Origin of the sequence: Pseudomonas lalkuanensis (assembly GCF_008807375.1) — a bacterium.
GTDB classification, from domain to species: Bacteria; Pseudomonadota; Gammaproteobacteria; order Pseudomonadales; family Pseudomonadaceae; genus Metapseudomonas; species Metapseudomonas lalkuanensis.
In genome coordinates this window covers 5,212,765-5,234,019 of sequence record NZ_CP043311.1, presented here as the reverse complement: position 1 = coordinate 5,234,019, position 21,255 = coordinate 5,212,765, and the positions used below count along the sequence as shown (strand labels likewise).

Here is a 21,255-nt window from a genome sequence, read left to right as displayed (position 1 = left end):
CGAACCCATGAACTTCGACTACGACCTTATCTGGGCCAACCTGCCGCTTTACTTCAATGGTGTCCTGGTAACCCTTTCAATTCTTCTGGTCTCACTGGCAATCGGCCTGGCACTGGCCATGCCACTGGGGTTGATGCGGGTCTCCCGCTCGCCGTGGCTGAACGCTCCGGCGTGGCTCTACACCTATGTGATCCGCGGCACGCCGATGCTGGTGCAGCTGTTCCTCATCTACTACGGCCTGGCCCAGTTCGAATCCGTGCGCGAGAGCGCGCTCTGGCCCTACCTGTCCAATGCGACCTTCTGCGCCTGCCTGGCCTTTGCCATCAACACCAGCGCCTACACCGCGGAAATCCTCGCCGGCAGCTTGAAGACAACGGCCCATGGCGAGATCGAGGCGGCCAAGGCCGTGGGCATGTCCCGCGCCGGACTCTATCGCCGCATCCTGCTGCCGTCGGCCCTGCGCCGTGCGCTGCCGCAGTACAGCAACGAAGTCATCATGATGCTGCACACCACCAGCCTGGCGTCCATCGTCACCCTGATCGACATCACCGGCGCCGCGCGCACGGTCAACGCGCGCTTCTATTTGCCGTTCGAGGCCTTCATCACTGCCGGTGTTTTCTACCTGGCCCTGACCTTCATCCTGGTGCGTCTGTTCAAGCTGGCCGAGTGCCGCTGGCTGGCGTACCTGGCACCGAGAAAGCACTGAGGACTTCCGCATGCAACACATCCAGTACAGCCTGCCCTGGAGTGCCCCGGGGACCGAGCGGAGCCTGTCGCTCTTTCGCTTTGGCAGCGGACCACGCAAGGCCTACATCCAGGCGTCACTGCATGCCGACGAACTGCCCGGCATGCGCGTGGCCGTCGAACTCAAGCGCCTGCTGAGCGAACTTGAAGAGCAAGGTCGCCTGGCCGGCGTGATCGAACTGGTCCCGGTGGCCAATCCGATCGGCCTGGCGCAGATGATTCAGGCGACCCATCAGGGCCGTTTCGATTTCGCCAGTGGGCAGAACTTCAATCGGGAATTCCCGGAACTGGCCGAGATGGTTGCATCCCAACTCGAAGGCCGTCTTGGCAGCGACGCGAGCGACAACGTGAAGTTGATTCGCAGCCTGATGCGCACGGCCATCGATGCATTGCCAGCAGCCACTTCACCACTCGACGCCCTGCGCCGTCTGCTGTTGCGGCAGGCTTGCGATGCCGACCTGGTGCTCGACCTTCACTGCGATTTCGAGTCGATCATGCTGCTCTATGCGCTGCCCCCGCACTGGCCAGTCCTGCGCAGCCTGGCCGCGCACCTGGATGCCGGTGTCGCGCTACTGGCCGACAGCTGTGGCGGCAATGCCTTCGATGAAGCCTGCGCGGCGCCCTGGCTGCGCCTGGCCGAGCGATTCCCGGCAGCGAATATTCCTTCAGCCTGCGTGGCCACCACCATCGAATTGCGTGGCATGGCCGATACCGGCCGGGAACAGGCCGAGGCCAGTGCCCAGGCCATTCTCGCTTTCCTCGCCGAACAGGGACTGATCGAAGGTGATTGGCCTGAGGCGCCGGAAAGTCGCTGCGAAGCCACGCCCTTTGCCGGCGCGCAGTACGCCTGTGCGCCACATCCCGGCGTCGTGAGTTTTCTCCAGCCGCTCGGAGCGCGAGTCAAGGTGGGAGACCCCTTGTTCGAAGTGATCGATCCGATCAGTGATCGTCGCAGCGTGGTCCTGGCCAGCACCGACGGCATCGTCTACGCCCGCGAGCGCCTGCGCTTCGCCCAGCCTGGCCTGTGGCTGGCCAAGGTCGCCGGCCGTATTCCCATTCGCCACGGTCGCCTGCTCAGCGACTGAATTGACGAGGCTACCGCCATGTACAAACTCGAAATCGACAACCTCCACAAACGCTACGGCAGCCACGAAGTGCTCAAGGGCGTGTCCCTGGCGGCCAGGGCCGGCGACGTCATCAGCCTCATCGGCTCCAGCGGCTCGGGCAAAAGTACCTTCCTGCGCTGCATCAACATGCTGGAGCAGCCCCATGGCGGTTCTATCAAGCTCAACAATGAGGAACTCAAGCTGAAGGCCGACAAGTCCGGCGGCCTGAAGGCGTCCGATCCCAAGCAGCTGCAGCGCATGCGCTCGCGCCTGGCGATGGTGTTCCAGCACTTCAACCTGTGGTCGCACATGAGCGCCCTGGAGAACGTGATCGAAGCGCCCGTGCATGTGCTCGGCGTGCCGAAGAAGGAAGCCATCGAAAAGGCCGAGCACTACCTGGCCAAGGTGGGCGTGGCCCATCGCAAGGATGCCTACCCGGCGCACATGTCCGGCGGTGAGCAGCAGCGCGTGGCCATCGCCCGTGCCCTGGCCATGGAGCCGGAGGTGATGCTGTTCGACGAACCCACCTCGGCGCTGGACCCGGAGCTGGTGGGCGAAGTGCTGAAGGTGATGAAGGACCTGGCCGTGGAAGGCCGCACCATGGTGGTGGTGACGCACGAAATGGGCTTCGCCCGTGAGGTGTCCAACCAGCTGGTGTTCCTGCACAAGGGCCTGGTGGAAGAGCGCGGTTGCCCGAAGGAAGTGCTGGCCAATCCTCAGTCCGACCGTCTCAAACAGTTCCTTTCCGGCAGCCTGAAATAGCGTCGGGCCGGATGGGCGGCGCGCGGTAGCGGCCTGAGGGGGATCCTCGCGAGATATCTGGCAAGGCCGCGCATCTGCCCCGCCGGCTTCGGATACACTTCAGCCCGACTCATGCAGGTTGGCCAAGCCGGATGCTTGCGCCTCCCAGACACTTTCAGAAGCGCTGATTACCCATGCCTACCGACCCCAAGAACGCAACGGTCTATGCCGCTCCGGTGATGCGCAAATTGACGGAGCTTGCGCCGGACTTGCAGCCGTCTCTGCGCAAGGTCGCCGACTTCATCCTGCGTCATCCGCTGAAGGCCGCGACCCTGACCATCGAGGAACTGGCCCTGGAGACCGGCACCTCGCCTTCAGCGGTCAATCGCCTGGCCAGGGTGATGAACCTGGGGGGCTATACCGGTCTGAAGACCGAATTGGTCGCGACGTTGCAGCAAATGGTTTCTCCGGTCGACAAGCTGCGCAGTGAACTTGAGCAACGCGCCGGTGGCGAATTCGGCCTGCATGAGCAGATACGCAGTGCCAGCGTCAACCTCGGCAACGCAGGCTCCAACAACCCGGAAACGGCCTTCGAAGCCTTTGTCGACAGCCTGATCAAGGCGCGCAAGATCTTTGTCCTAGGCTTTGGCAACAGTGCCTATATGGCCGGTCTGGCTGCCGCTACGCTGACGCCATTCTGTGCTGACGCAATCGCCATCAGCATGGAGGGTGGTAACGAAAACGCCGCCTATCGGCTGGCGGCCATCACCCAGCAGGATGTGCTGCTGGCCATTTCCCTGCCGCGCTACTCCCTCGACACCCTGCAACTGGCGCGCTTCGCCATGGAGCGCGGCGCCAAGGTGCTGGCAATCACTGACTCACCTGCCTCGCCGCTGAGCAACATTGCCGAACACGTCCTGTTCGCTCCCGCCGATCACCCGGTTTTGACCAGCTCCAATATCGCCGTGCTCGCTCTGGTAGAAGCACTGGTGGCAGGCGTCATGGCACGCAACAAGGAAGCGGTGAAACTGGCCACCGAACTGACTGAGAGCGTGATGTCCTACCTGCACATGCCGACCGGCCGCAGACTGCCGAAGAAGTAAGCAGGCATAGCTGCCGAGAGGGCGGGGTATGGCCCTCTTGCGAGGTTGCTTCGAATGTCTGGGACGTGGTACGTCCCGGGCAGGCATTTCGGCAATTCTTCGACTCATCAAGACCGAAACGAAAAAGCCCCCGAAATTCACTAGGAAAATCAGGGGCTTAGTCGTGGTTTTTGGTGGAGCCGGGGGGATCCGACCTCTGTTTCGCGATCGGATCTTCAGCGCCTTGGGGATCAAGCCTGGGTCGGGCCGAGGTCCGATGCTGTCTGGCTTTCTCAGTGCTCAAAGATAGGAAGTTATTTGCGAGCGTCAAGGGCGCATCAAAATTAATCGCCGATTTCAGGGAGACCTTGTGGCGGTGGAGTGGGGCATTTCTTCAGTTCAAATCCGTTAATGGGATTTGAACTGGTGAGCTGAGCTCGCTGTGTCCAGCTGGCTAAACGGGACGGCCACGACACCGCAACATGGTCAGTCTGTGGGCGGAAGCCACTGGAGTGATCGTTCGCCGGCTACTGAGCTTCTCCGCCGTTAAGCGCATGGACCTCGCAACCTCATCGCTATTGCTGACTTGATAGCTGAACGGGGCAGAAGGCACCCTGGTCCCATCTGGGCTGGGCTAGTACGCCGCTCAAGGCGTATCTGACAAACGGCCTTCCAGCTCATTCAAATGAGTGAGGGAAGAGATCTGGCCGCTCCCTAGATTCAAAGCGTCAGTGTGCTACTAGTTCTGCAGAGGGCTGCCATGGCGACTTTTATCGGAGACGGCGGTGCCAACATCCTGACCGGCACCAACAAGAACGACACCCTCAACGGCCTGGGTGGAGATGACCAACTAATCGGTAGCGCCGGCAACGATACCCTTGACGGTGGCACCGGCAACGACCTGCTCATAGGCGGGGCCGGCAGCGACACCTACCTTTTCGGCAGTGGCTACGGCAACGACGTGATCGATAACAGCGGAGGTGCTGCCGGCGACCTCGACAGCATCCGCCTACTCAATCTCAACGCAGCTGACATTCGCCTGCAGCGCATCGGCCAGAACCTGGTCCTGACCATCCTGGCTACCGGCGAAACCCTCACCGTCAGCCAACACTTCCTCAACGCCGACTTCGCCATAGACCGTATCCAGTTTGCCGATGGTAGTCGCTGGACCAGCAGCACAATCCTGGCGAACCTGTATTCACCGCCTGTCACCCCAACCGAAGGCGCCGATACCATCAATGGCGGCCCCACCGATGACGTGCTCCAGGGGCTAGGTGGCAACGACATCCTGTTTGGTAATGGCGGCAACGACAGCCTTGACGGTGGCAGTGGCGCGGACCGCATGGAAGGTGGCCTAGGCAACGATAGCTACGTGGTCGATGACGCAGGCGACGTGGTGATCGAGGCCAGCGGCGCCGGCAACGACACGGTGCAGGCCAGCATCAGCTACAGCCTCGGTGCCGAAATCGAGCGCCTGACACTGCTCGGCAGCGCGGATCTGAACGGTACCGGCAATACGCTGGCCAATACCCTGATCGGCAACAGCGGAAACAACCTGCTTGATGGCGGCTCGGGTAATGACCTGCTTCAAGGGGGCGACGGTAACGACAGCCTGATGGGCAGTTCAGGAACCGACACCTTGCAAGGCGGCGCAGGCAATGACCTGCTCGATGGTGGCGCTAACAGCGACAGCATGGCCGGTGGCAGCGGCGACGACATCTACGTCGTCGCCCAGGCAGGTGACACTGTCAAAGAGGCCGTCGGCGAGGGCAACGACACAGTTCGCGCGGCGGTCAGTTACAGCCTTGGCGCCAACCTGGAAAATCTAGAGCTGACCGGCACCGGCAACTTCAACGGCACCGGCAGCGCCGAGGTCAATCGCCTGACCGGTAACGCTGGCATTAACGTGCTGAATGGCGCAGGCGGCAACGACTGGATGGCGGGCCGGCGCGGAAGCGACACCTACCTGTTTAGCGCGGGCTCCGGCAATGATGTGATCGACAATAGCGGCGGTGCCATTAACGATGTCGACACCCTGCAGCTGACCGGACTCAACCCGGATAACCTGCGATTCCTGCGCAGCGGCAGCGACCTGCTCATGCAGGTGCTCACCAGCAGCGAAACCCTCACCATCCAGAACTTCTACCTGGGAACCGACTTCGAGATCGACCGGGTGCGCTTTGCCAACGGCACCGTCTGGAACACCGCTCAGCTCAAGGCTGCAGTCAGTAGCAACGTCAACATCGCGCCCACCTCCACCGACGACAGCCTGACAACCCTCGAAGACACCCCAGTACTACTGCACGTCAGCGACTTCGGAAGCTACAACGATTCGGAAGGCACGCCGCTGGCCGCCGTCCGGGTCACTGCTCTTCCTGGAACGGGCAGCTTGCAAGTGTTCAATGGCACCACTTGGCTTGCTGTTACCGTCGACCAAGTGGTTAGCCGGGCCGATCTCGACGCGGATCGGTTGCGATACGTGCCGGCGGCGGATGGCAACGGCAGCCCCTACGCCAGCATCGGCTTCAAGGTGGGAGACGGAACCGACTTCGCCTCCAGCGCCAACACGCTCAGCATCTCAGTGACTGCCGTCAACGATGCACCGACTCTGACCAACGCGCTGGCCAACCAGAGCGCCCACGAAGACAGTCCGTTCAGCTTCAGCGTGCCGGCTGGCACCTTCAGCGATGTCGACGGTGACAGCCTCAGCTACAGCGCCAGCCTGGCCAATGGCAGCCCGCTGCCGACCTGGCTGAGTTTCGATACCACAACCCGGACCTTCAGCGGCACTCCGGGCAATGCCGATGTGGGGAGTCTCGACCTGAGCGTCACCGCCACCGACGCCAGCGGCCTCAGTGCCAGCGCTGACTTCAGTCTCAATGTGGGCAATAGCAACGATGCTCCCACCGTCAGCGGGCCCGTCTCGTTGGCGGCCGGCACCGAAGATCTGGCCTACAGCTTCAGCGCAGATCAACTGCTGGCCAATGCCATCGATATCGATCTGGGCGATGTACTCAGCTTGCAGAGTGTCAGCGTCGATCCTGCAGATGGCGTGCTGGCCGATCAGGGTGGTGGTAACTGGACCTTCACCCCGGCCCCCAATCGCAATGGCGTGGTGAACTTTGCCGTGATGATCAGCGATGGCATCACCAGCGTCAGCACCTCGGCCAGCCTGGACCTGGTGGCGGTCAATGATGCGCCGCTCGGAGGCGTGAACATCACCGGCGCCGCTACCGAAACCCAAACGCTGACGGCCAACAACACGCTATCCGACGCTGAAGGAGTGGGCGCCATCAGCTACCAGTGGCAGCTCTCGGACAACGGCAGCAGCGATTGGGTGGCCATAGCCGGCACCACCGGTAGCACACTAGTGCTGAGCAGCTCGCTGCTTGGCAAGTATGTGCGAGTAGTCGCCAGCTTCACGGATGGTAGCGGCGCACTCGAATCAGTGGCCAGTGTCGCCACCGCGCCCGTTGCTCAACTGATTAATCAGTTCGATGGTGACGCCAACAACAATGTGCTGGATGGCACCGCTTTCCAGGATGTGATTCGCGGCTTCGGCGGCGCCGACATCCTGAATGGCTATGCCAGCAGCGATACCCTTGATGGGAGTGACGGCAACGACACGCTGGATGGCGGCGACGGAGACGACACACTCAACGGCGGCAACGACGTTGATACCCTGTATGGCCGCGCTGGCATCGACACGCTCGATGTCGGCAACGGCTCATGGTCTGTTTATGAAAGTGCTTCTGGCGGTGATGGCAACGATGTGCTGATTGCCACTGGTTTCGGCTATTTGTCGCTTGGCGGTGATGACGGCGACGACCTGCTGACAGCCAGCGGTAATCGTTTTGGGTATCTGGACGGTGGAAATGGGAACGACACCATCGATACTCGCTCGATGAATAGCGACTATTGGGTCACCTTATACCTGTCTGGCGGCTCAGGTAGTGACACCTACCGCGTCGGAGATGGGACTGGCTCCCTTCGCATCAGTGATGCCAAAGACAACTCGACAGCCGCCGACACGAATGTGGTCGAGTTCGCCTCCGGCATCGATCCGGCTAGCCTGCAGGTTTCGCGCAGTGGTAATGACCTTATCGTCACCTTCACCAACGGCAGGATGCTGACCGTTTCCGGTCAGTTCAGCACTGGCACTAACGGCTTCGAGGCTGGCGTGCAAGAGTTCCGCTTCGCCGATGGTACGACGTGGGACAGAACGGCCATCTACGATCACTTGCCAATCCTCAACGGTACCGCAGGGGACGACACACTCAACGGCGATGCCCGTAACGAGGAAATCAACGGCCTCGGTGGTAACGACATCCTCAACGGCAACGATGGCAACGACACGCTGGATGGCGGCGACGGAGACGACACACTCAACGGCGGCAACGACGTTGATACCCTGTATGGCCGCGCTGGCATCGACACGCTCGATGTCGGCAACGGCTCATGGTCTGTTTATGAAAGTGCTTCTGGCGGTGATGGCAACGATGTGCTGATTGCCACTGGTTTCGGCTATTTGTCGCTTGGCGGTGATGACGGCGACGACCTGCTGACAGCCAGCGGTAATCGTTTTGGGTATCTGGACGGTGGAAATGGGAACGACACCATCGATACTCGCTCGATGAATAGCGACTATTGGGTCACCTTATACCTGTCTGGCGGCTCAGGTAGTGACACCTACCGCGTCGGCGATGGGACTGGCTCCCTTCGCATCAGTGATGCCAAAGACAACTCGACAGCCGCCGACACGAATGTGGTCGAGTTCGCCTCCGGCATCGATCCGGCTAGCCTGCAGGTTTCGCGCAGTGGTAATGACCTTATCGTCACCTTCGCCAACGGCAGGATGCTGACCGTTTCCGGTCAGTTCAGCACTGGCACTAACGGCTTTGAGGCTGGCGTACAAGAGTTCCGCTTCGCCGATGGTACGACGTGGGACAGAACGGCCATCTACGATCACTTGCCAATCCTCAACGGTACCGCAGGGGACGACACACTCAGCGGCGATGCCCGTAACGAGGAAATCAACGGCCTCGGTGGTAACGACATCCTCAACGGCAACGATGGCAACGACACGCTGGATGGCGGCGACGGAGACGACACACTCAACGGCGGCAACGACGTTGATACCCTGTATGGCCGCGCTGGCATCGACACGCTCGATGTCGGCAACGGCTCATGGTCTGTTTATGAAAGTGCTTCTGGCGGTGATGGCAACGATGTGCTGATTGCCACTGGTTTCGGCTATTTGTCGCTTGGCGGTGATGACGGCGACGACCTGCTGACAGCCAGCGGTAATCGTTTTGGGTATCTGGACGGTGGAAATGGGAACGACACCATCGATACTCGCTCGATGAATAGCGACTATTGGGTCACCTTATACCTGTCTGGCGGCTCAGGTAGTGACACCTACCGCGTCGGCGATGGGACTGGCTCCCTTCGCATCAGTGATGCCAAAGACAACTCGACAGCCGCCGACACGAATGTGGTCGAGTTCGCCTCCGGCATCGATCCGACTAGCCTGCAGGTTTCGCGCAGTGGTAATGACCTTATCGTCACCTTCGCCAACGGCAGGATGCTGACCGTTTCCGGTCAGTTCAGCACTGGCACTAACGGCTTTGAGGCTGGCGTACAAGAGTTCCGCTTCGCCGACGGAACAGTGTGGACGCGCAACAACCTGCCCGGCTTCAACGCGACTGCCGGCGACGACGTGATAATCGGCCTCAACGGCAACGACTCACTTAACGCTCTGGCTGGAAATGACGACCTTGATGGACGCGGCGGAAACGACACGCTGACTGGTGGCCTGGGCAACGATATTTTCCGTTTCTCGACTGCGCCCGGCGCCAGCAATATCGACTTCATAACCGACTTCACCTCGGGTGAAGATCATCTGGCCTTGAATAGCACCATCTTCAACCTGCAGGGCCAAGCTCCAGGGGATCCCGGCGTAATGGCCAATGTGACTGGCACTCAAACCGAACAGGCCGGTGCCATGCTGCTGTTCAACCAAAGCAACCAGACCCTCTACTACGACGCTGATGCCACCGCCAATGGCAATGCACAGGCAGTGGTAACCCTTGCCGGAGTAGCGAGCCTCGCTGCGAGCGACGTGCAAATGTTCGCCTAGCAAGCCAGACGGCTCAGGCGCATCACCCGCGCCTGAGCCGGGCGAACAGCTTCACCAGGTCTGCCTGCCGGCTGGTGTCCGTCTTGCGGAACAGTGTCCGCAGGTGAGTGCGCACGGTATTGATGGAGACGTTCAAGCGCCCCGCACAGGCTTCCGGGGTGTTGCCCAGGGCCAGGAGTTCGGCCAGGCGTTGTTCGGCAGGGCTTAGGTGGAAGATGTCGGCCAACAGGTTGGATTGCGGCTGATTGTCCAGCAACGCCAGCAGGACCAGAGGCTTCTGGAAGTAGCGGTTGAAAGGCGCCTCCGCCGGAACCGGGGTGATCAGCAGATCCCCGGCTTGCGGCCCGGTCAGCCTGAGCCACCCGGCACGCTGCGGACCGCACGTACCACTGGCCTGGCGAACCCGGGCGTGCAGGTCAATTTCCTGATGCGTGCAGTTCAGCCGCCCGAACGTTTCATGGAGGGCGAAGCCGACCTGGTTCATGCGCTGCGTGGCGGCCTGGTTGCAATAAACCACCCGGCTCTCGCCATCCACCAGCCAGAGAGGCGCCGTGTGCTGATCCAGCAGCAGGTCACGCTTGGCCAACTGCAACTCCAGGCGTTGGATACGCTCGGACATGCGGCCGGCTGTGGTCAGGTGGGGAGAGATCCGGTAGAGCAACGCTTGCTGTCGATCATTGGGGAGCTTGGAGTCCCAGTTGGTGAGCAGCGAAAGAAACGCCTGTGAGGATTCGCCCTCGTATAGCTTTACGCACGAGATGTTCCCTAGCCCGGTGAGGCGATGGAACTCCTGATAATAGGGGCTTCGCCCAATGGCTTTGATGCCAAAGTCGAGGAAGTCGTTGTACCAGCGGCCAACTTCCTGCTGGGGCACGTAAAGGCGACCCGGATCAAGTTCGCAATAGTACTCGTTGTATGGACCGACGATGGCCGGATCAAAGCAGCTGACGTCTGAGATCTGCCCGACGGAAGAATGCTCGAATTTATACAGGATTCCGCCCTGCTGCCGACCGGATGCCTGCATGAGATTGGTTAACAGCTCATGCCATTTGCTCTCGTCCAGCACGCACTCATAGCAGAGCTTCACCAGCTCATCATAAGTTGTCTGCATGGTCGGTTTGGGCATGACGGGACTCCGGGTGGGAGTTGGCTACGGCACTGGGCTGGCATTGTGCTTTCATATGGCAGCTGTTGTGGGCTCCTGCAAGGTCGCTTGTCCCATTGGCTTGTCCCTTCGGCGGCTCAACGGTAGGACACCAACGCCGATTAAAGGTCCCCGCGTACAGGCACGTCCAAAGGCGGTCCTTCGACTGAGGGTGCGGTCATGGAGAGCAGAATAAAGGTTCGTCTCGTGCCGAAGATCCTCGGTATGGATGGCACACCCTAGCGCCGCATCCAGGCTTCGAGGGGGAGCTGTCCGCTGTGTCTACATGCGAATGGCAAACTTACTGCGATGTCAGCGAGGCTAGGGCGCGCCCGAGCCAGAACGCCAGGAGGCTCGACTAGGATTCTGCTGACCTAGCTGAATGACGATGTGATGTTGACTGGTGCGCTTGATATGGTACCGGGTTGGCCCGAGTGGCTTGCAATGTTTAGCCTGCATAGATTTCAGGCTGCATCCGTAGTGATCGGTCGCTGCTCGATGGGCTTTGCTTTACGTTAGTTGGCGGCTGGCCCCGCAGCCGGGATGTGCTGGGACCGCACGTATTTGACGCGTCAGGGCGATGGGCTTCATGGTTGCGGCCCCGGTTAAATCTGACTGGATTGCGCCACAGGAGTGGAGGACTGCTCTTCAAGCCTGAACGGTCTGTAATCTCTGCTTGATAGCGGCGACGCGGGCTTCTTCTTCGCTGCTCATAATTGCCAGAGCTCCATAGAGCGGATCGCTCCATACGAGGGTACCGCATCCAGGTCGGCGCATGATGTTCGACAGGTTGGCGTCGAGATCACCATTCCCGTGTTTCACATACTCCGCAGCCTTGATCAGCGTTTCGAGGAGCCCGGCAAGATCCGGGTTGGCATCGCGTGTCGCCCTGCAGGCTTCAATAAAGCTCGGGATCTGCCCTCGCTCAACAGGCTCATCGTCAGTGAGAGATGAAAGGAGCTTCGATAGGCGCTGGCCTGTGGGAGAATCTGGGTCAATATCTTCGAGTCGCTCCACCTCGGCTAGCCAATAGCACTCTTCATCGACGTCATCATCACAGGGAGCGACAGGGCCGAAGTCATGAATGATCCGGACAACGTTGGGGTTGCCCTTCGACGACTGCTGGGACAGAAAACTGTGCCCACAGCAGTCCTTAGTCAGGCGCCATAGTCGACCGTCGCGCTTGAACAGCATCGCGGAGGATCCCTTGCAGAAGTACTCGGCAGAGCGAAGAGGCTCCATGTCCATGACGTAGTCGAAGTAGGGGCCGTGAAAGAGGCTTTCCAATGTCGTGATCCTCAGATGGAAAAGGGGCTACCGCTTGCAAGTCTGCAGGCGGGCGTGCGATCCGTGGTGGTGGTTAAATAGCTCAGGATCCGGTCCTCACGATTCTTGAAGCGCTGAATACGGAAGTTCTCAGGGCTTGCACATTCATCCGCTTGGGGGGCGGCAGTTAGCACAGGCAATTCCCGCAGCATCTCGGGATTATTGCTGGAAGGGTAGGCCTCCTACTGAGCAGGCTTAGAGGAAAAAGAAGGTGCTTTGCGCCGGTGCGGTGATCACGTCGCTGAGTTTGATGCTTTCACCTTTTCGCCGCTTAGACCTGCCATCCTTGTCGCGCACTTCAAGGTCTTGGTTGGACACGGCGACATTCAATGAGCGCTTCACCACTTCTTCGTCGGCCATGGTGAAGTTCGCCACGCTGTGCATCAGTGCCTCAAACGTCTGCTCACGTTGCTTGTATAAGAGCTGCGGCAGCAGCTCGGAAAGCTCGGTACAAATGCGCTCGTGGGTGGCGCCATCAAAGTGGTGCTCTTCTCCGAGCAGCAAGTCTTGCTGATGCGTTACCTGTACATCTCGGTTGGCGTCATAGCCGACAAACAGCGACGGTGAGAGCAAGTGCGAAAACTGGTTACCATGGCGCCAATGGATTGACTTCATCACGTCGTTGGCCCGGTACTGGTTCGCCAAGTGGATGAACCAGTACGTGCGTGGGTTGGCACCCAACGGTGTGATGAAAAAAACGGTCATGAACTGCGCGCCGCTTTCGATCAGGATTCCTTTGGAGAGGCAGCGTTGAATCAGGTACTGCCACTCGTGCTTCTGGGTGGCCTTGAGGGCGGCCAGCTCACTCCAAGGAATGTGTTGTTCCAGGTTAATGTTGGCAATTGCTTTCCGGTTTGGTTTGCGGTCGGCAAGGTAGGTGATCAGCGCATCGACGTTAAAAGTCAGTAGCACCTCTGCATTCTTGAAACGGCTAAAGATCGATTTGATGGACGAAAAAGGCACGTCGCCATAGGCGTACTGATCCAGAAGAAACAGTGCCCGCCCACCGTGGCCAAAGTCCTTAATGCGCTGTGTTATTGCCGGCAGTGCTTGGGTAAAGTCTGAGCAGGTTAGAAATACATCACGATTGATACGTTGCCCAAGGCCCTGCGCGGTCAATACGGCGCGTAGGCAATCGATGTTGCTCTGCTTTACATCGACAAAAAAATTCTGAGTTCGAACTACCCGTGGTTGCGTTCGGTTCACATTGATCAGTGTTTCTGCGGCTCGTACAGCCTCTAGAGCAATCAGCGGAGAGCCAAAATGGGCTTCGCCGTCGAGGTCATGGTACTGACCACCACCGCAGAAGCCGTCCACGATAGACAAACGCAGCTCTGGGATAAGAGCATTCCGCATCAGGACCTGGACATAAGACTGCAGGTACTCGCTGATAATCTGGTGCTTGACCTTGCTATGCGGGTCAATTACCGGGAAGGTGCGTGTTTGCCAGTCCCAGATGTATTTCTCGTTGTCCTTGGCCATCGACGCTTCCTACATTTCTCAGGCGAGCTGCAGCAGCGGGATTTCGGCCCACTTCTGCTTCATTTGTCTGGCACTGTTTTCTGACTTTCCGCCGACGATCACCCTGTGGATGTCAGTGAGATCGAGCCGGTATAAGTCTTCGAGTCGGAGGGCAGTTGGGAGCAAGCGAATGGCCGCCGGAACTTGGCGCAGGTAATCCATCCGTGGAATTCCGTATGCCCTGTCCTCCATTGCTCCACCAAGCCAGGCATCGGAGGGCGGGGTGTAGGAGCCCATGGCCTGAACACGCCGCACCATGTTCTCTGCATGGCAATTTTTGCAAGCGGGTGAGACCTTCGTGCGACCCACGATGGGGTTCCAGGTCATTTCTGTCCATTCGATGCGCGTTTGTGTGCTCATAGCACCCTTACTCCCTGTAAGGGCTTGATGTTAGGGTGTTGACGTGAAGGAAGTCAAAATGCCAGCAAGCCATTGGCGGTTTATGGCGCGACATACGGGGCATCGTTGGCTGCTCGATGCATTAAGGATGAATGATTCGAGGCGGGGCTATGGTTAAGCATTCGTTTGGTGGTGAGTGGACGCGCATTAAACTTGAGCGGCTGGAAAGCTACCTCAAGATCTACACCACAGCACTGAAGAACCAGCCGTTTACTCTGCACTATGTCGATGCGTTTGCGGGGACAGGTCAACGTGATGACGACGACTTGAGCTCGGATCCTCTTTTGGAGCTGGAGGCGCTCAGGGGCTCAGTACGGCGCGCGCTCGACTGCAAGGATGTGTTCCATGAGTACCACTTCAACGACTTGAAGCTTGAGCATGTGCAAGCGCTAGAAGAGCTTCGCGCCGAGTACCCTGACAAGGTGATTCATATTACCCAGCTCGACGCCAATGAGTTTGTCACCCGCTTCTGCCGAAGACTGAGGGGGCGAGATCGGGCAGTCATCTTTCTTGACCCTTACAGTACTGCGGTCAATTGGAGCACGCTTGAGGTCATTGCAAGTACACAGAAAGTGGACCTATGGATGCTGTTTCCGATCTCAACGTTGCTGCGCCTTCTACCTCAAGATGGCCCTAGAGAGGAGTGGAGGCCGTGCATTGAGCGGTTGTTGGGGACTTCGGAGTGGAAAAATGCATGCTATGCCCCAAGCCAGCCGCTGATAGACGATCTCTTTGGTGAGCAAGAAGTCCGTTCACAACGCTCGGATTACGAGGCGATAATCCAATTTGTGACAATGCGTCTAAGAGAGATCTTCGCGCATGTCGAAGAGCCCACGCGGCTTACTCGGAACGCAGGAGTGCTGTTCCTTTTCTACTTTTCAGTCTCCAACCCAAAAGCGAAAGCGCTGGCAGCCAAGCTGGCTCGGGTCACTCAGCCGAAACGGTAGGGATAATCGGATACTCGTCATAGAGACGGCCATTGAGCAAACGGCCGTTGGCTTTCTTGTTACGCTTGACGCCGTCCGCGCCCCATCCGCCCCATTGCTTGAAAAAGAAAGCCACCTCGGCCTCGGCGCACTGCCGTTTGACGTTGATCGCCCATTCCGGCTTCATGGGCCGCGCCTTCGCTCCGGATTCGCCGCCGACGATAACCCAGTCCATGCCAGAAAGATTCATCTCGCCAAGATCCTCGAGCAGTGGCTCAACGGATAAGAAGCGGATAGTCGCCCCAACCTTGCGAAGTTCATCAATACGCGGCAAACCGTACTTACGGTCTTCGACCGATACCCCTAACCAGATGTTGCTCGGTACCGGTCGGCTACCAAAGTACTCCGGTAATCTGGACGCTCGCTTGGTTAGTATCTGGTAGGAATGCTGTGGTGTTCGGGTGATCGTATCCATCACCTGGTCGATGAAGCTGTCCGGGACCTCTTCGTGGAAGAGGTCGCTCATCGAGTTGACGAAGTAGAGTGTCGGCTTCTTCCGGCGCAATGGCTGCTCTAGGCGCTCAGGCATCAGGCGCAGGGCAAAGCCATCCTCATAACCGGCCGCGCCCATCGCCTGTAAGCGCGCCGCCATCACTTCGGCATAGCAATGCTTGCAGCCGGGGGATACCTTGGTGCAGCCAGTCACCGGGTTCCATGTTTGCTCTGTCCATTCAATGGCTGAGTAGCTGCTCATCGCACATTTTCCTGTATGAATATACAGTATTCATCGGTATCCGAGTGTAGCAAATGTCTTTCATTGATTCCTGCCGGTTTTCTTTACGGCCGCTTGGGCATTCTTGCCTATCGCTCATGCAGGGAATGTGGGGCAGGGCTGTCTCTAGCTTCGACACATCTGATGCCGGGCGTAAGGCACTGAGTCAGTCCGTCTCGTGCAAGCTCAGTCCGGATGTCATGCGTGCTCGGAGCTCTCGGCGTAGCTCGATTGGCTCATGCACCTGGATCGAGCCGGCATGGGAAAGAATCCACCACTTCAACTCCCAGGTATCGTTCACGGTAGCCGTGAGGGATGCTCCGTCTTCCTGATGCGTCAGTGTCATGTCCGCAGACAGCGGGGTTTCGTGGAGCAGCCGAGCCAGGCTGTCACTTACCCAGGCGTGTAACTGAATCTGCCGCGGAATACCAAATTGCATGGCGCCACTTTCAATGTATTGCTGAAGACTGAAGCCGGCAGGCTTCTTCGCTGGTGACTCCAGAAGCTTTGCATACTCGAACCGATGCAGCACAAACAGGCGCACATCGTCGAAAGGTTCCGCGCTGCCCACCAGATAGGTGACCTGACCTCTCTGCACTAGACCCAGGGGGTTGAGGGTTAGCTCGTGGGTCAGGTTCTTATGGGCTGAGTAGTAACGACTGGAGATCTGCCTGTCGTCGAGTAGCGCCATCTGGACAGTCTCCAGATGCTCCTGGTTGATCTCAGGCGGCATCACGCTGAGGGTCGGCTGTACGCTTGCCACTTTGTCCACCCAGCGAGCCGAGGCACTTTCATCACTCAATGCTTGAAGTTTGTTTCGTGCCTGATTGAAGCGGGGCTCCAGGCTTTTCAGCATGAACCCGGGAATCAATGGTCTGATGCTGTCTTCCACCAAACTTAACGTAAGCGCCTCACCCAAAGTGATGCCGGGCAGCTCGCTGGATTGACCTGGGGTCCAGTACCAGCCGTAGGGCGTGCCCTTGTCATTGCATTGCAAGGGGAATATCTGGGAGAGCTCGATTAAGTCGCGCTCGACTGTGCGCTTGGAAGTACTGTGTCCGGAGTCCTCCAAGCGTGCGAGGATTTCGGAGGCAGTGATGCCAGGGGCTCGGTTTGGCAGCAGCTTGAGCAACTCCCACTGGCGGCTGAGTGTTCTGCGGGTGGATGTAGCGGGCAATGTCCGGCGTCCTTGTCAGTCCTTGGAAGTGCATAGGATGGCGACAGTCTCTGATATATGGCAACTGGCCATTCGTGAAGGGGCGGCCTGCTTCCGTCTCATCAGTGTACGAAGCCTATGGGGCGTGACGGTGGTGCTTCCTTGAGTGCCAGCTCCGAAAGCAGGGCGTGGTAATACGCATCGGCATCAGCAAAGGGCCTGAAGCGGGCCCGGCGGGCGAGAGTGGCGAAATCGCCAGGTGTCAGGCGCTCAAGCCGTTTTACTTTCACATCCAGTTCGGTATTGGAGGTGTCGAGTCCCATCTGTTCCAGGTGCAGATGAAGCAGCTCACTGGCCTGCTCTGGGCGCAGGTAGCCAAAGCTGATTTTCAGGTCGAAGCGGCGCAGTGCCGCTTGGTCCAGATCGTCCATGAGGTTGGTCGAGGCGATGAGAAGGCCGCGGTGGTTTTCCATCTGCATCAGCATTTCGTTCACAGCGGTGATCTCCCAGGAATGCCGTGCATGGCGACGTTCCTGAAGGAAACTATCTACTTCGTCCAAGAGCAGGACGGCATCGTCCTCTCGCGCCTGTTGAAAGGCACGGGCAAGATTCTTCTCGGTCATGCCAATGTAGGGCGATACGAGATCGGAGACGCGCTTGATCAGTAGTGGTCGTCCAATTTCCCTCGCCAGCCAGTGACCGAACGCGGTCTTGCCGGTGCCTGGTGGACCGTAGAAACACAGCCTTGCGTCGCGATTGTGCTGCAAGCCCTCCAGAAGCCCTGCTAGTGGAACATCGGTATTGCTCTGCTCCGGTGAGTAAAAGGCCGGAAGCTGTTGTTCCTGTATTCGCGCGAGCTTATCGAAGCCCTGTGCCTGCAGGGTGGCGTCCACAAGGTATTCGACGGCCTGGTCCATGGCGGGCGCGTCGGAGGTTACACGCACGCTTTCGGCTACTCGCAGCGCGCGAGTGACTACTGCCGGTGTGAGATGTTCGTGGCCGGCCATACGTTGGATCAGGGCGGCGGTGAGCTGACCGCCGGATTTGCGGATGATCCGTTCACGCTCGGCCTTGGGCGGATTCTCGAGTTCTAATAGCAGGTCGAAGCGACGGATATAAGCATTGTCCAGGGCTTGGATATTGTTGGTCAGCCAGAAACATGGCAGCGAATTCTCCTCCAGCATTCGGTTGATCCAGCCCTTGCGATTGCCTTGGTCAGGGGAGAAGGTCCCCGGCTCGCTGAACAGGTCTTCGATCTCGTCAAGCACCAGCAGTGTCGCCTGCTGATTGAGAATTCCCATGGCCGTACGTAGCGCGCAAAGGCGTCCGCGGCTGTCGATGGGGTCACCGTCTCCGTTGGTGCAGGCGATCTCGTAGAGTTCAGCGCTCAGTTCGCTTGCCAGCAGGCGGGTCAGTTGGCTCTTACCGGTTCCTGGCGGGCCATAGATCAGCACATTGACCCCTGGCGTTCCCTCCGTGAGCGCCCGTTTTAGATAAGGGCGCGCAATGGACAGTGGGAGCGCCAAATGGCGATAGTCTTCCGCAGAGAGCTCTCCTTTAGGAGCCCTACGGAATGCGCTTTGGAACAGCCCAATGGGGGAGCCTTTGTGAAAACGCAAGTCCTGAAGGAGGTCTTTGTTTCCAATACCCAGGCGGTCTATGAGGCCCGAGCGGTAGGTGCGAGTCATGCTTACTTCGATGAGACCGGTGCGTACCAGCGCGCTATCGGCGGAGAGGTGTCGCCTGATTGCCTCTGGTGGGTAGCTGAGCAAGGTTGAGAGCACGCGCAGCGTCCGGTTGAATCCGACCTGGCCGAGCTGGTCAGTGGCTTCTTCCAGCAGCGCGTCGCTGTGCATGAGCACGCAAAAGCCAAGCAGGGCTCGATCAATCTCGTCCAGGCCAATCAACTGCGTCAGTTGGAAGAGGTTCTCCCCCAGATTGTCTGGATAGCTCGGGGTAGGAAAATCGTGCAGGAAAAGACGTTGTTCGGTCTTCAGGCGGGCAACTGCTTGCTGTCGGAAGCTCCTCGCGCGCTTTGGGCGCGGTTCGTCCTCTTCATCCTCATCGAAACTGAAGTGCCTCCCTTCGAACTGTTCCTCCAGCTCCGCTACACCCAATTCGTGGGCGAGGGCGTCGTCGTTGAATCCCCGGTCGCCAATTAGTTGCCGGTGTCCGCCCAGGTCGAGCATCAAGGTAAAGATCCAGCTCAGGGTGAGCGGGCTGATGTCATCAGAGTGCGGTCCCGCGGCGCGGACGGTCTTACTGCACATGGTGGCTCCTAGTGTCAGGGGGCAGGTCAGAGTTCTGGTTCGCCGAGCAGAAGTAGCTGGGGAACCATCCTGGGCGAGGGCTGCATACCCAAGGCAAAGCTTTTAAGGTCGGGATTCATGACCGACAAAGCGTTGGCGAGCAGTGACCAATAACGGATGGATAGGTTGTCCGGTGCGAGCACCATCGCGAACAGCGTTTTGAAACGCAGCCCAAGCAGTTGCTGATAGGGCACTTTCGTCGGCGTTTCACAGTCGATTAGCTCGTAGCGAAGCTGGCGGCTCTGGTTGTCCCTGAGCATCTCCAAGAAGTTGAGGTAGTCCGCGCTCACCAGCAGGTCTCCCAACAAGGCATGGCGCAGATTGTCGATCACTCGGCCGGACCACATGTGAAAGTCCGCACACCCCTGCGTGGGTGTGTAGACCAGTTGATAGCCATGGCGCGGTAATTGCCGCGTCACCGGATAGGGGTCGAGGAAGATGACTGGAGCGGTGGAGTCGCCGTTACTTAGGTGATCCAGGGGGGCTTGGACCACGAAGTCCAGATGGCCGGACTCTAGGCTCCGGCTCTGATTGGCGGCATGGCGGCTGTAAAGCGTCTCGTGGCGGCTGGGGAAGTCCAGGACACGTAGTTTCAGCGGCTGCGGGAGCTCGCGCGGGAGCGAATGCATGGCAGTGCTCCTCAAGTACCCGATTTGACGCGGATGATTTTGCGAGCTTGAGCAAGCTCTACCAGCCAAGTGATCAGCTCGGCATAGCTGATGCCTTCTATGTCGCTGATGTTCTTTCGTGTTTGCTCCAGACTGGCAATCATCAGTCGACTGACCTCGCTGTCCAAGTTCTGCACGGTGCCCGACCGGGCCATCAGGGCGACGGGCTCCAGCAGGGAGTCGAATGCGTCCTGTTGAATCTGCAGGCGAGAGAGGGCACCTAGTTGCTGGCGAATGTCCTCGGGGATTGCCGTTGGGCTTAGAAATCCAGCCAGAGCGATGATGCGTTTGCCCAAGCGTTTGCTGTTACCGGATTCCAGCAACAGCGATTCGAGCGATTCCTTGATGTGGCGATCCATGAGCGGCTCCTTTCACTACTGTGCAAGGAGGATGAATCAGGCTTGCGACAAAATGCGTCGCTATGTGGTTCGCCCGTTCACGTTGAACCGAACGTCAGGAGTTTTAAGTCGCAGCGTCGCTAGGGTCATGCGGTGAGTGCAGACCAACGCGGAGTCTGATGCTATTGCGACATATCTCGTCGCAGCGCTCTGGCAAATTCTCCTCGTCCAGTCTTTGCGAGCGACGTCATGCCTATACCTCCGATGCCCTACACGCTTTGCTGTCCCCGTTGCTTCTGGAAAAAGACCATCATCCCGCTCAGTGACGCACTGATTATGGGGCGAGACTGGTATGCCAAGTGTCCGCACTGCGGATACGACATATTGGAGCGGCGGTCGGCTTCTCAGACCGAGATCCTCAGGGCCAGGATCGAACGGATTTTCGGACTTGATAGAGGTTGACCGGCTGCGAATTCGAGGCTTTTGTTGCATGGCAAAAAGCCATCCGCCGAGGTAGGCTTGCTTTCCCTCTGGCGCCAATCGGCTGACGAGATGTGCTGGACAACCTCCAGCAAGCTAAAGCAATCCCAATATTGAAGGATACGATGTGTTGGCTTGGTCCTGGCTTCCCCTAACTCGATGAGGTAGGCGAGTTCCCCCCAAGCTGCTCATCCAATGGAATTGGCTCCCCGGCGATTAATTAGCGTGCCCAGCAGCATCACCAAACTCTCCAACTTATTTTTTTGCTTCTACCTATCGCGCGTTGGCAGTAGGCCTTCAGCGCGATGCTGGGATATCAGGATCGAACTGTTCTGGCGTTCTACCGATACAGCTCGCCCGTAATTCGTTGGCCTCGGGAAAGGGGCTACGTTCAAGGAGATGAC

General features: G+C 58.8%; 15 protein-coding genes. 6 read left to right on the top strand and 9 right to left on the bottom strand.

Features of this window, described 5'->3' with window-relative positions; genetic code table 11:
• The first annotated feature begins 7 nt into the window (after positions 1–7).
• The 5 genes from FXN65_RS24190 (at position 8) to FXN65_RS24170 (ending at position 9,812) form a co-directional block, all read left to right on the top strand.
• Entirely contained in the window at positions 8–706 is a 699-nt protein-coding gene (locus FXN65_RS24190; RefSeq protein WP_151137173.1) for an ABC transporter permease, read from the top strand.
• A gap of 10 nt (positions 707–716) precedes the next feature.
• The gene (locus FXN65_RS24185; protein WP_151137171.1) at positions 717–1,829 is read left to right on the top strand and encodes a succinylglutamate desuccinylase/aspartoacylase family protein; all 1,113 of its coding nucleotides are present in this window, start codon (positions 717–719) and stop codon (positions 1,827–1,829) included.
• Positions 1,830–1,847: 18 nt separating this feature from the next.
• Positions 1,848–2,612, top strand: a complete 765-nt coding sequence (locus FXN65_RS24180) for an ABC transporter ATP-binding protein (RefSeq protein WP_151137169.1) — start codon at positions 1,848–1,850, stop codon at positions 2,610–2,612.
• Positions 2,613–2,785: 173 nt separating this feature from the next.
• On the top strand, positions 2,786–3,694 hold the full coding sequence (locus tag FXN65_RS24175) for a MurR/RpiR family transcriptional regulator (RefSeq protein WP_151137167.1): 909 nt from the start codon (positions 2,786–2,788) through the stop codon (positions 3,692–3,694).
• Between the two features lie 739 nt (positions 3,695–4,433).
• Positions 4,434–9,812: a calcium-binding protein gene (locus tag FXN65_RS24170; protein WP_151137165.1), complete on the top strand. Its 5,379-nt coding sequence runs from the start codon at positions 4,434–4,436 to the stop codon at positions 9,810–9,812.
• A 22-nt stretch (positions 9,813–9,834) separates the two neighbouring features.
• On the opposite strand, the gene FXN65_RS24165 is transcribed toward FXN65_RS24170, so the two are convergent.
• The 4 genes from FXN65_RS24165 to FXN65_RS24150 form a co-directional block, all read right to left on the bottom strand.
• On the bottom strand, positions 9,835–10,938 hold the full coding sequence (locus FXN65_RS24165) for a helix-turn-helix transcriptional regulator (RefSeq protein ID WP_151137163.1): 1,104 nt from the start codon (positions 10,936–10,938) through the stop codon (positions 9,835–9,837).
• Positions 10,939–11,604: 666 nt separating this feature from the next.
• Positions 11,605–12,243, bottom strand: coding sequence for a hypothetical protein (locus tag FXN65_RS24160; protein ID WP_151137161.1), 639 nt, complete (start codon positions 12,241–12,243; stop codon positions 11,605–11,607).
• Between the two features lie 234 nt (positions 12,244–12,477).
• The gene (locus FXN65_RS24155) at positions 12,478–13,764 is read right to left on the bottom strand and encodes a three-Cys-motif partner protein TcmP (protein WP_151137159.1); all 1,287 of its coding nucleotides are present in this window, start codon (positions 13,762–13,764) and stop codon (positions 12,478–12,480) included.
• Positions 13,765–13,782: 18 nt separating this feature from the next.
• Positions 13,783–14,163: a DUF5131 family protein gene (locus tag FXN65_RS24150; RefSeq protein WP_151137156.1), complete on the bottom strand. Its 381-nt coding sequence runs from the start codon at positions 14,161–14,163 to the stop codon at positions 13,783–13,785.
• A gap of 149 nt (positions 14,164–14,312) precedes the next feature.
• Here FXN65_RS24150 and tcmP point away from each other — a divergent pair, with 149 nt between their 5' ends.
• Complete coding sequence (tcmP, locus tag FXN65_RS24145) at positions 14,313–15,149, top strand: three-Cys-motif partner protein TcmP (protein WP_151137154.1); 837 nt, start codon at positions 14,313–14,315, stop codon at positions 15,147–15,149.
• On the opposite strand, the gene FXN65_RS24140 is transcribed toward tcmP, so the two are convergent.
• The 5 genes from FXN65_RS24140 to FXN65_RS24120 all read right to left on the bottom strand — a co-directional run bounded on the left by FXN65_RS24140 (position 15,130) and on the right by FXN65_RS24120 (position 20,392).
• Complete coding sequence (locus FXN65_RS24140; RefSeq protein WP_151137152.1) at positions 15,130–15,882, bottom strand: DUF5131 family protein; 753 nt, start codon at positions 15,880–15,882, stop codon at positions 15,130–15,132. The two genes, tcmP and FXN65_RS24140, sit on opposite strands and share 20 nt — an antisense overlap.
• 184 nt (positions 15,883–16,066) lie before the next feature.
• Positions 16,067–17,077 (bottom strand): helix-turn-helix transcriptional regulator, encoded by a 1,011-nt coding sequence (locus FXN65_RS24135; protein ID WP_151137150.1) that lies wholly within the window; start codon positions 17,075–17,077, stop codon positions 16,067–16,069.
• A gap of 101 nt (positions 17,078–17,178) precedes the next feature.
• On the bottom strand, positions 17,179–19,326 hold the full coding sequence (locus FXN65_RS24130; RefSeq protein ID WP_151137148.1) for an AAA family ATPase: 2,148 nt from the start codon (positions 19,324–19,326) through the stop codon (positions 17,179–17,181).
• Positions 19,327–19,352: 26 nt separating this feature from the next.
• Positions 19,353–19,994, bottom strand: coding sequence for a hypothetical protein (locus tag FXN65_RS24125; RefSeq protein ID WP_151137146.1), 642 nt, complete (start codon positions 19,992–19,994; stop codon positions 19,353–19,355).
• Positions 19,995–20,005: 11 nt separating this feature from the next.
• The gene (locus FXN65_RS24120; RefSeq protein ID WP_151137144.1) at positions 20,006–20,392 is read right to left on the bottom strand and encodes a hypothetical protein; all 387 of its coding nucleotides are present in this window, start codon (positions 20,390–20,392) and stop codon (positions 20,006–20,008) included.
• Positions 20,393–21,255 lie beyond the last annotated feature (863 nt).